Source organism: Mesorhizobium sp. M7A.F.Ca.CA.001.04.2.1 (assembly GCF_003998485.1).
Classification (GTDB): domain Bacteria; phylum Pseudomonadota; class Alphaproteobacteria; order Rhizobiales; family Rhizobiaceae; genus Mesorhizobium; species Mesorhizobium ciceri.
The window spans coordinates 1-10,613 of the sequence record NZ_RZQT01000172.1 but is presented as its reverse complement, the minus strand read 5'-3'; the positions used below and the strand labels follow the sequence as shown (position 1 = coordinate 10,613).

13 protein-coding genes and 1 pseudogene are annotated in these 10,613 nt (G+C 60.3%); 12 read left to right on the top strand and 2 right to left on the bottom strand.

Annotated elements, in window-relative coordinates:
* The coding region (locus tag EN955_RS31210) for a type I restriction enzyme endonuclease domain-containing protein (protein ID WP_127223520.1) at nucleotides 1-1,609 on the top strand (1,609 nt) is incomplete at its 5' end.
* Nucleotides 1,610-1,623: 14 nt separating this feature from the next.
* Here the strand turns inward: EN955_RS31210 and EN955_RS31205 are convergent.
* On the bottom strand, nucleotides 1,624-1,941 hold the full coding sequence (locus tag EN955_RS31205; RefSeq protein ID WP_024505048.1) for a hypothetical protein: 318 nt from the start codon (nucleotides 1,939-1,941) through the stop codon (nucleotides 1,624-1,626).
* 93 nt (nucleotides 1,942-2,034) lie between these two features.
* Between EN955_RS31205 and EN955_RS31200 the strand changes: the two genes are divergently transcribed.
* The 3 genes from EN955_RS31200 to EN955_RS34955 are packed head-to-tail and all read left to right on the top strand — an operon-like array spanning nucleotide 2,035 to nucleotide 3,228.
* Nucleotides 2,035-2,313, top strand: coding sequence for a hypothetical protein (locus EN955_RS31200; protein ID WP_024505047.1), 279 nt, complete (start codon nucleotides 2,035-2,037; stop codon nucleotides 2,311-2,313).
* A 9-nt stretch (nucleotides 2,314-2,322) separates the two neighbouring features.
* Complete coding sequence (locus EN955_RS31195) at nucleotides 2,323-3,024, top strand: SOS response-associated peptidase (protein ID WP_024505046.1); 702 nt, start codon at nucleotides 2,323-2,325, stop codon at nucleotides 3,022-3,024.
* Between the two features lie 18 nt (nucleotides 3,025-3,042).
* On the top strand, nucleotides 3,043-3,228 hold the full coding sequence (locus EN955_RS34955; protein WP_024505045.1) for a hypothetical protein: 186 nt from the start codon (nucleotides 3,043-3,045) through the stop codon (nucleotides 3,226-3,228).
* 175 nt (nucleotides 3,229-3,403) lie between these two features.
* Here EN955_RS34955 and EN955_RS34950 read toward each other — a convergent pair whose 3' ends face one another.
* A complete protein-coding gene (locus EN955_RS34950) occupies nucleotides 3,404-3,595 on the bottom strand; it encodes a hypothetical protein (RefSeq protein WP_155924987.1) in 192 nt (63 codons plus the stop codon).
* A 24-nt stretch (nucleotides 3,596-3,619) separates the two neighbouring features.
* Here EN955_RS34950 and EN955_RS31180 point away from each other — a divergent pair, with 24 nt between their 5' ends.
* The 8 genes and pseudogenes from EN955_RS31180 to EN955_RS31145 all read left to right on the top strand — a co-directional run.
* Nucleotides 3,620-3,883 carry a hypothetical protein gene (locus EN955_RS31180; RefSeq protein ID WP_024505043.1) on the top strand — a complete coding sequence of 88 codons (264 nt, stop codon included), beginning with the start codon at nucleotides 3,620-3,622 and terminating at the stop codon, nucleotides 3,881-3,883.
* A gap of 2 nt (nucleotides 3,884-3,885) precedes the next feature.
* On the top strand, nucleotides 3,886-4,125 hold the full coding sequence (locus EN955_RS31175) for a hypothetical protein (RefSeq protein ID WP_024505042.1): 240 nt from the start codon (nucleotides 3,886-3,888) through the stop codon (nucleotides 4,123-4,125).
* Between the two features lie 269 nt (nucleotides 4,126-4,394).
* Nucleotides 4,395-5,270, top strand: a complete 876-nt coding sequence (locus EN955_RS31170; protein ID WP_127218578.1) for a PhnD/SsuA/transferrin family substrate-binding protein — start codon at nucleotides 4,395-4,397, stop codon at nucleotides 5,268-5,270.
* Complete coding sequence (locus tag EN955_RS31165; RefSeq protein ID WP_024505040.1) at nucleotides 5,267-6,724, top strand: HAMP domain-containing sensor histidine kinase; 1,458 nt, start codon at nucleotides 5,267-5,269, stop codon at nucleotides 6,722-6,724. The genes EN955_RS31170 and EN955_RS31165 overlap by 4 nt, the downstream gene beginning before the upstream one ends.
* Nucleotides 6,714-8,048, top strand: coding sequence for a sigma-54 dependent transcriptional regulator (locus tag EN955_RS31160; RefSeq protein ID WP_024505039.1), 1,335 nt, complete (start codon nucleotides 6,714-6,716; stop codon nucleotides 8,046-8,048). The genes EN955_RS31165 and EN955_RS31160 overlap by 11 nt, the downstream gene beginning before the upstream one ends.
* Before the next feature lie 193 nt (nucleotides 8,049-8,241).
* Nucleotides 8,242-9,270 carry a hypothetical protein gene (locus EN955_RS31155; RefSeq protein ID WP_024505038.1) on the top strand — a complete coding sequence of 343 codons (1,029 nt, stop codon included), beginning with the start codon at nucleotides 8,242-8,244 and terminating at the stop codon, nucleotides 9,268-9,270.
* Nucleotides 9,271-9,505: 235 nt separating this feature from the next.
* Nucleotides 9,506-10,033 carry an arsenate reductase (azurin) small subunit gene (locus EN955_RS31150; RefSeq protein WP_024505037.1) on the top strand — a complete coding sequence of 176 codons (528 nt, stop codon included), beginning with the start codon at nucleotides 9,506-9,508 and terminating at the stop codon, nucleotides 10,031-10,033.
* A gap of 14 nt (nucleotides 10,034-10,047) precedes the next feature.
* Nucleotides 10,048-10,613, top strand: a pseudogene (locus EN955_RS31145) (arsenite oxidase large subunit); the annotation flags it as partial.

Below are 10,613 nucleotides of genomic sequence, written 5' to 3'. Positions count from 1 at the left end.
GGTCCGACTCGACACATTGGCGGAGGAACTTGCGGAAGGCGAGGACGCTGCCGTCGAGCGGATCAAAGGCAAGCTCGCGAGATTCGATGAGGTCGTCGGCGCCCCGGACCGGGTGGAAGAAATCGCGGCAGACGTCGTCGCGCATTTCGAGAAACGAAGGGAGGCGATGGCTGGCGGCAAAGGAATGATTGTCGCGATCAGCCGGAGAGTCGCGGTGATGCTCTATGACGAGATTGCCAAGTTGCGTCCTGACTGGGTTTCTGCCGAAGCGCGCGATGACACCATCGGTATGCTCAAGGTAGTCATTACTGGGAACCGCTCTGACGACCCTGCTTCGCTGCAACCGCACCTTCGCACGAAGTCTCGGCTGGAAGCTCTCGCCAATCGCTTCAAGAAGCCGGGGTCCGGCTTCGACTTGGTCATTGTCCGAGATATGTGGCTGACAGGATTCGATGCACCTTCGCTTCACACGCTCTATGTCGACAAACCGATGCAGGGGCATGGCCTTATGCAGGCCATCGCGCGTGTAAATCGCGTCTGGGGGGATAAGCCAGGTGGCTTGGTCGTTGACTATCTCGGCATCGGAGCCGAACTGAAGGCAGCGCTTTCGAAATACACCCAGGGCGATCGCGATCAGGTGCGGATGGACGCCGACGAGGCGGTTCGGCAGACGCTTACAAATCTTGAAAGCGCATTGGCGTTCCTGGAAGGCGCACCGTGGCGTTCCTTCTTTGGGGCAAGTCCTGTTCAGCGCCTTACGCTTCTCAAGCAGTGCCTCGAGCACCTTCTGTCGACCCAGCAACGCGACGCCTTCATCGACGTCGCTCTGAAACTCGAGGTCGCTTATGCGATCAGCGCCGGTGAGGAGCGGGTCACGGCGAAGCGGAATGAGATCGCGTTGATCGCGGCCCTCAGGGCGAACCTGGTGAAGTACACGTCTGGCGGGGGACGCAGCCGCGCCACGGTGGAACGCGACATCCGCCAACTCCTTTCGCGCGCGGTGATGGCTGATGGGATACTTGACGTCTTCCAGTCTGCTGGCCTTGAGCAGCCCGATCTTTCGATCTTCTCCGAGGAATTCCTAGCCGAGGTGCGTGGCAGCAGGCACGAAAACCTCGCGATCGAAACCCTTCGGCGACTGCTTGCTGATGAGATCAGATCGCACGCACGGACTAACATTGTCCAATCTACCAAATTAAGCGAGCGGCTCGACGAGACTCTCAGAAAGTACCATAACCGCGCCGTCGACAGCGTACAGGTTATCGAGGAACTCATCGACCTTGCCAACGAGATCCGAGAGAACGCCGCGCGCGCCCGCGAACTGGGCCTCTCCGAAGAAGAGATAGCATTCTACGAGGCGCTGGCGGAGAACGGATCGGCAAAGGAACTGATGGCGCACGAGACGCTGCGGACACTTGCGCAGTTGCTCGTCCAGACGATCCGCGCTTCGGCGACCATTGACTGGACGCGGAAGGAAGGCGTCCGCGCCAAAATGCGTATAGAGGTTCGAAAGCTGCTTGCCCGGTATGGCTACCCTCCGGACCTGCAGAAGGCTGCCGTCGACCTTGTTGTACGTCAGGCTGAGACGATCGCCGCGGATTGGGGATAAGCCATCGCTGTCCCCTATGCCGGATCTTCGCGCCAGATCGGCACGCGGTTGATCTTGATTGCCACGAGGCGGCGGATGCGCAAGCCGACCGCTTCGCGTCCTGTTGGCACGAACGCCTCGACCTCCAGCCTGCCGTGGTCCTTGCCGTTCTCGCACTTGATCCGGAAGGCCAAGGAGTCGACGTCGACGTCGCCGAATATCTGGATGAGATCGGAAGGCGCATAATTGTGCAGCCGCTTGCAGTAGCGGCACCGCACGCGCACCAGGCGCATGGTGTCGTTCAGCTTCGACAGCGGGTAGTCGCGATGCTTCGGCGCATAGGTCTCGGGCATGCCTTGAAATGAGGAACATATTCCTGTTGGTCAAGGGGCTCTTGACTCTGGTGTTCTCATTTTGTTCACTGTCGGCAAATTGGAGACACTCCCATGAAGTCGGTCATCGTCACCGAGTCCGAGCAGCCTGAGATTTATGCCACCGTAAAGCGCGAACGGCCTGCCATACACCGGGCCGTCAGCAAGATGGGCAAGCAAATGCGCGGCCTATCCGATGTCAGTCAGAAGCAGGCAATCGCCGAGCTGACGGCCTGTTGGATCCTGGCCATTTATCCGGAAGACCTCGATCTGGCCTTGTCGCTCTCGGACGCCATGCGCGAACAGACCGACATTTATCTGAGAGAAAGCAAGAAGGCTGGCGTACGTCATTAGGGGCAGGACATGTGCAATCTCTACAACATCACCACGTCGCAAGAAGCCATTCGCCAGTTCACAGGTGCCCTGCGTGACATTCTTGGCAACATGGAACCGTCGATCGATATCTATCCCAACCAATTCGGGCCGGTAGTCCGCAACGCATCGGACGGCCAGCGCGAGCTTGCCAGTCTCCGTTGGGGCATGCCGACGCCGTTGGAGCGCGTCAGGGGCAATTCCGACCCAGGCACCACGAACGTGCGCAATCCACAGTACGCCCACTGGCAGCAATATGTCGGCGTCGACCACCGATGCGTTGTTCCGGTGACCAGCTTCGCGGAGCCTAGTCCCAACCCGACTGAGATGGACCCGGAAACAGGCATCAAGCGCAACTATTGGTTTGCCGTCGACGAGAACAGACCGCTCTTCTTCTTTGCCGGCCTTTGGACACCATGGCATGGCGTGCGCAAGGTCAAGGACGGCCCCGGCGATCACGAGGTCTACGGCTTCATGACGACCAAACCCAACGACCTAGTCGCTGGCATCCATGAGAAGGCCATGCCGGTGATGCTGACCACGCCAGAACAAATCGAGACCTGGCTTACCGCGCCTTGGTCGGAAGCAAAGCGTCTGCAGCGCACCGCACCCGATGATGCTCTTGTGATCGTCGACAAGCCAGCGACGCAGATCAAGGTTCCGCAACAGGCGGCGCAGGGCTCATTGTTCTAAACAGCGGGAGGTATCGTCATGGATTACATCATCACGCTGGACAGCCGCCAGGAGGCGGCGTTGCAGGCCGTCGCTGACAAGTTCGTCGCCAAGCACAAGGGCGACGCGATGAAGGCGCTGAAAGAGATGATTGTGCTCAACGGCCGCCTTCAAGATCAACTCGACGCGCTGAATGCTCCGCCTCTTGGCAGGCGATACGGATGAGTGACGAACCCGCCAGGCTTGCCGAAGGCATGTCAGCGGTTCCGCGTGAGCGCTCGCGGATCGAAAACCACGTCTGCGAGTTTGCTGGATGCGCCAAGGGCGCGCCGTTCGGTTTCGCACGGCCGAGACAGCCGTCGCATTGGTATTGCCTTGAACACCGCGAGCACGGGGACCGTCACCTGTGAAGGAGAAAGGCCATGCCAGATAAACCGCCATATATGCCGATCGGCATTGGGATGGGCATGCTGGTCGACGACGAGACCTCGGCGTTCTGATATTCGAGACGGCGCAAGGCAACTTCGACTTTGCCGTCAATCTGCAGGCGGTCGAAGTCCTGACAAAGGCGCTCAACAAGATCGAAATGCATCTCCACTCCGACAAGGTGCATTGAATGTCCGAACATGTCCTGCCTGGTCAGAAGAAGCCGAAGCTGATCGTGGTCGTTGCGTTCGACCGCGGCGACGATGGCGAGTTGTTCACTGCATACGGCCCGACAGATCAGCAGAGCGAGGACCGAGCTACCCGGACGGCAAAGGCGCTGGCGGGAAAGCATGTCGGTGTCATAGCATGGAGTCGCGACGCCGACCCGGCGCTTGGCGACTATGGGCCGCCGACTGTGCTTTTCACCGATGGCGATGTGCCGGACATGGAGTGAAAATGATCAATCCACCGAAGCAACAAGAGGATTACGCAGATCGCCCGCTCGACTGCCAGGAGGCCATGGAGCCGGGTTTTCAGGCGATCATCGACTGCATGTTGGAAGTAGGCTGGACGCGAGGCGAGACCTTGCGGGCGCTGAAGAGGCTGATTGCCGTCGACAATATGACCCAGAAAGAGAACGCCAGGATGGAAACACAGCTCGCAATTGCGCGGGCCATGATCCGAGCCGGGCGTTAGCAATGACGTCGATTCCGAATTCAGGAATGGATCGTGCGGAAGTAGCCAGCGGCCACCGCAAAGCGCATGGTCGTGCCCATAAAGCCGCCAAAGCCAGCCGACATTATGTCCGCGTGTTAATAACGACCTTGGCGACCTTTGCAGGTAAAATTGGAGCTAATCAGCAATGATTGGCTTAGGTGTGCTGCACCGCTATTCTTTTCATACATCTCGCACGTATCCGTATCTCTGGATACATTGGGGGCCTCATATAATGAAGGCAGGCATTCGTGCCAACCCAGATCGAATCCGGTCGGCGGAAAGTCCTCAAAGCTGCTCTAGGGGGCTTGGGGCTGCTGACATTGTCCCGAAAATCGCGGGCTGACGTCCAGCCCTTTCAATTCGGCCTGACCCCGGTTTTCCTGTCCAACGACCTTGAGCTGCTTGGCCACCTGCAGGCGTACCTGTCATCCAGGCTTGGCAGCCCAGTCGAACTCGTGACGCGTCGGACCTATCAGGAAATCACCTCGCTGCTCGTATCGGGCCAGATTCAATCGGCCTGGATCTGCGGCTATCCCTATGTCCAGTACAAGGCCGCTCTCGATCTCGTGGCCACCCCGGTCTGGCACGGGAAGCCGCTCTACCAATCTTACATGATCGCCGCCACCAGCCGGGCCGTCGCGGACTGGACCGGACTCAAAGGCGATGTTCATGCGTTTTCCGACCCGGATTCGAACTCGGGATTTCTTGTAACCCGAACGCTTCTGGCGAAGAACAAGCTCCTGCCCGAGCAGTTCTTCTCACGGAGCTTCTTTACCTACGGACACCGCAATGTCGTCCGGGCAGTGGCTTCCGGCCTGGCGCAATCGGGCAGCGTCGACGGCTATGTCTACGAGGTGATGCGCGAGACAGAGCCTGATCTGATCAAGCAAACCAGAATCGTCCGCAGTTCGGAATGGCTGGGATTTCCTCCGGTCGCTTCGCCCAAATCCCTGGCGGCCGATCCGAGGGTGATAGCCCTGCGGCAGGCTCTCGTTTCCATGAAGGGCGATCCCGAGGGACAGAAGGTTCTCGATCTTCTTCGACTTGACGGATTTCTGGCAACCGACCCCTCGCTCTTCGACACGATCGCGGCCGAAGTCGAAATCGTGAGGCAGTTCGGATGAATCTTTTCAGCCGCCTGCGCTCGATTCCTGTCTCATACCGCGTGCCCGCGCTGGTAGCGATCCTCATGGTCGTGATCAGCGCCACCATCTCAGAACGCGTTCTCGACCGCCTGTCCAGGACTCAGGAGGGTTTTCTGGACGGGCTCGCGGAGACATACCTCGATGGCCTGTCGTCGGCCGTCGTGCCGGCTGTGCTGCGGGGCGATGTCTGGGAAGTCTACGATGCGCTCGACAGGTCCTCGTCGTCCTACGAGGCGTTGTCTCCGATCGAAACTGTCGTCACCGGGGCGGACGGCCGGGTCCTCGCCGCGACCGATCCGACCCGGATAGCCACGTTCTCGCAGCTGCCGGAACGCTACCTGAACCGCTACGGTCCCGGGATCGTGACGATCGACGGTTCCACGCTGACGGGCTTCGCCAAGCGGGACCTGATCTATCAAGGCCATCCTATCGGCGCCATTCACGCGACCTTCGACGTGTCTCACCTGTTCGCCGAACGGCGCGAGATTCTGGTTACGCTCTTGGTGACGAACGGCGTTCTGGCCATCCTGTTTTCCCTCGGCGGCTTCCTGCTCGTGCGGAGGATGATCGCTCCCATGCGGGTCCTTGAGAACCATATGCGCTCGGCGGCGCATGGGGCAGCCGAGCCGATTGCGTCCAGCGACATCCCGGAGGGAGATTCGGAAGTCGCGGGGCTGTTTCGCGGCTACAACATGCTCGTCCATGCCGAACGCGAGCGCGCGAACTTCGCCATGCAGCTCGCCGAGGAAGAAAAGCTGTCCAGCCTGGGAAGGCTGGCGTCCGGAATGGCGCATGAGATCAACAACCCGCTGGGCGGCCTGTTCAATGCCCTGGACACGCTAAAGACCCATGGCCAGACTCCCGGAGTGCGCGAGACGTCGATCAGCCTGATCGAGCGGGGCCTCGCAGGCATACGGGACGTGGTCGAGGCCGCGCTTGCGACATACCGCCCGGAACGGTCGCAGCGCCCGCTGACCGCCGACGATTTCGACGACGTCCGCTTGCTGCTGAAGCCTGAACTGCACAGGAGGCGGCAGCGGCTGGACTGTGACGTCGGCTGGAGCGGCGAGCGGGAACTGCCGATCAGGGGCGGGCCCGTTCGCCAGGCGGTGCTGAACCTCCTTCTCAATGCGAGCACGATCACGCCCGAAGGCGGTTCTATATCGCTGAGAGCGCACCGCGCTGGAAACGTGCTGACTATCGAGATCGGCGACCAGGGGCCGGGAATGCCCGGCGATATCGCTGCGGTGCTCATCGACCCCGATCCCGGACCCGCGGTCAGGGCAGGCCGCGGGCTGGGTCTATGGATGGTGCGTCGCGTGGTCGACGATCTCGGCGGGAGCGCAAGCATCGTCGCAAAAAAAGACGGGGGGACAGCGGTGATGCTGACCATCCCGTTCGAAGGGGAGGTCAAGAAAGCCAATGCAGCCTGATCAAGCCCGCATAGGCCTCGTCGAGGACGATCCAGTGATGGGAGGCTCGATCGTCCAACGCTTGGAACTCGAAGGCTGGCGGGTGACATGGTGGCAGTCCGGCCGGGAGGCAATCTCCGGGATAGGCGGGCTTTCAGGTTCGCTAGACCTGGTGATCTGCGACGTCCGCCTGCCGGACATATCCGGCGAGACCGTCTTCAACGAACTTGCCAACCAGCCGAACTCGCCGCCCTTCATGTTCGTCACCGGGTACGGCGAAATCGACCAGGCGGTCCGCCTGATGCGATCCGGCGCCGTCGATTTCATGACCAAGCCGTTCGCGATGGACGAATTCCTGAGGCGAATCGACGCCGGGCGGCGGACAACGCACAGCCAGCTGCGGCAGAAAGGCTATTTCCTCGGCGAATCGCCGGCCATCCAGCACGCCGAGGACCTCCTGCGTCGGTATGCGGCCCATGACCTGCCAGTGCTGATCACGGGGGAGACCGGATCAGGCAAGGAGATGGCGGCGAGGCTGCTGCACGAAATCTCGCCGCGAAGCAAAGAGCCGTTCGTGGCCGTCAACTGCGCGGCGATCCCGGCCGACCTCCTCGAAAGCGAGATATTCGGCCACGAGAAGGGGGCTTTCACCGGGGCCCAGCAAAGGCACCTCGGCTATGCAGAGCGGGCGGGCAAGGGTACGCTGTTTCTCGACGAAATCGGCGACATGCCGCTGGCCCTCCAGGCGAAGCTCCTAAGGCTGATAGAGGAAGGCAGCTTCAACCGTGTCGGCGGAGAAACGGCCTGCACGTTCCGCGCCCGTGTGGTTTCAGCTACCCATAGAGACCTTGCGCGTCACGGAGGGTCCTCGGGTTTTCGGGAAGACCTTTATTTCCGGTTGGCGGTGCTGCCCGTGACAATTCCTCCGTTGCGCGAGCGGCACGAGGATATCGCATGGCTTCTGGACAGGTTCCTCGAAAACGCGGCCAGCCGCTCGGACACGCGCATTCGGGGGTTCAGCGCGCTGGCTGAAGAGGCTGCACTGAGCCATCCTTGGCCCGGCAACGTGAGGGAACTCAGGAATCGCGTGGAGCGGGCGGTCGCTCTGTCGACCAGCGAGTGGATAATGCCTGGTGACCTGTTCCCGGAGCGCGTGGCCAAAGCCGGAAGCTCTGCGTTCGTTCCTCTCGCCGATGTTCGGGATGCAGCCGAACGGCGTCAAATCGAACGAGCGCTCGACGAGACGGGGGGCCAAATTGCGAAGGCAGCTACGCTGCTTGCGATATCCCGAACGACCTTGTGGGAGAAAATGAACAGGTTTGGGATTGCAGACCGGGAAAGATAGCCCAGCGACCATCCCTCGCTCGGATGGGGTCCCGCTGAAAAAAGAAAGAGCCCCGAAAGGGGCTCTGCTGTCTCGCTGAATTGCTTTAGACTCCGACCGCGTCCTCGCGAGTAGGCACAGCCCCCCAAAGGGCATCGTGACCAGAGTGGAGGTAAAATGCCGCTTGCAGCCGGAGAAGTCAAGCACTTAAAGGATGCAATCGCAATTCTTGATTAAGGCGAATGCCGAAATGCCTCACGCGCGCACCCTACGTGAACTCCTCGATGAGGCCTTGCAGGCAACCCCTCCAGCAGACCAGATCGATGTCATAGGCCGTTTCATGCCGGGTTCCAACATCGAACTTCTCCGTCACTCGCTGAAGGAGCTTCGCGCCGTGGCAAAACGGAAAGACCAAACGGATCTGCCGACCCGACTTCACAAGGTGTACCACCGTAAGCTGGCAGAGCAGGCTAGCCTCTATCCCATCCTGCACATTTTTGAATCGGCATATAGAACGAAACTTGCCTTTTGGATGGAAGAGCAGTTTCGCACCATGCGTTGGTGGCTTCCCCATCTCGCGAGATTACGCGAACTGGACAAGCTCGGCAGGGCCGAGCAAGTAGAATCGATCAACAAGATTCCGATCACTCATGGGACAGGCAGAGTGATCGAGAACCTCATCAAGAACGTGGAGGGCGATCGGCTGGATCGAGGCATACTCGACAATGCTACTGGCCACGAAGTGCTGAGCCTGGCGAAAATGTCAGATGTCGAAGAGCTGATTCATGAACAATGGGCGGTGATAAAAGGAAAGCTCCCGTCTGTGCTCCTGAATGGCTCCCCGCTGGACGAAGCCGTCTTCAAGGGCAAGTTTAAGCGGGTTCGAGAGGCCCGAAACCAAGCCTATCACCATCGCGAGGTGGTCAAGCGGAACGAAATAGCAGGCGTTGCGGAAGAACTGCTCGACCTGATTGACGTACATCTCTGCTCGGCGCTCGATTTCGTTGCCCATGCTGGAGTGAAAGGCCCGAAGTCTATGGTTCAGCGCGCTGCGCGCCACATCAGCTTGGCTGATGGCCTGACCCAGTTCGAAGTCGATTGCATGCACGAAAAGCGGGATCCGACGCGCATGCAATTGCAGGCGACGTCTGGAGGGGACGCCATCGCAAGGAGTCTGGCTGCGTTGAGCGGCGATGACCGTACCAAATTGACGGCCGTTGCGGTGGTTCTGAACACGGAATGACAATACGCTCCTCTGCGTTGATAGTTGGTAATGTTCGGCATGCGCCACGAATGCGCGGGGCCTTGGACCGTTCGACTTCCTGAACCTTCGGCAGCGCAGCATGTCCGCATTTCCGAACGTGGCGGACCTCTGGTGGGCGGGTTTCCTTCACTTTCTCTAATGCAATCGACGGTTTTCCGGTTGGCACAGGGGTTGCACAGCCCTTGGCGACGAGATTTTCGCCAAGGAGGAACGCATGGATCGCTGCAACAAGCTGGTCGACGTCGGCCGCCGTCAATTTCTAAGGGGAGGAGCGTTTGCCGCCGCGGGAATGGCCACAGCCGTGGCATTGCCCCTGCAGGCTCAGGCGAAGGCTGCACCGGGGCTGGCACTCGTCGAATACCCATCGAACAAGCTTGCCAACGTCGCTGATCTGAAGCCGAACGAACCCCTCGACGTCAGCTATCCAGACGAGAACGCGCCCGGCGTGCTGCTGAAGCTCGGAACGAAGGTGGAAGGCGGCGCGGGACCGGAAGGCGATATCGTCGGTTTCTCTACGATCTGCCCGCACAAGGGATTCCCGCTCAACTACAACGCCGACGACCACTCCTTTAATTGTCCCGGCCACTATTCGCGCTTCGATGCGGATGCCGGAGGGCAGCAGATCTGGGGCCAGTCGACGGCCAACCTTCCCCAATACGCGCTGCGCATAGACGCCAAGGGCGACATCTATGCCGAGGGGGTCGACGAGCTTCTTTATGGCCGCCTGAGCAACGTACTTTAAGGGAGGATCGGATCATGGCTTACAAACGTCACATCGACCGCCTGCCGATCATCCCGGCCGACGCGAAGAAACACAACGTCACCTGCCACTACTGCATCGTCGGGTGCGGTTATCACGCCTACACCTGGCCGACCAACAAGCAGGGCGGCACCGATGCCGCTTCCAACGCTTTCGGGGTCGACCTTTCCCAGCAGCAAGCCGCCGAAACCGACGCCTGGTATGCGCCATCCATGTACAACGTCGTCAAGCAGGACGGCCAGGACGTGCACATCGTCATCAAGCCCGACCACGATTGCGTGGTGAATTCCGGGCTCGGGTCCGTCCGGGGCGCCCGCATGGGCGAACTGCGCTACTCGACGGCCCGCGGCTCGCAGCAGCAGCGTCTCACCAGCCCGATGGTGTGGCGCTATGGCCAGATGCAGCCCACGTCGTGGGACGATGCGCTAGACCTAGTTGCCCGGGTGACAGCGGCGGTGATCAAGGACCAGGGAGAGGATGGCTTGTTCGTCTCCGTTTTCGACCATGGCGGCTCGGCGGGCGGCTATGAAAATACCTGGGGCACCGGAAAGCTCTACTTCGG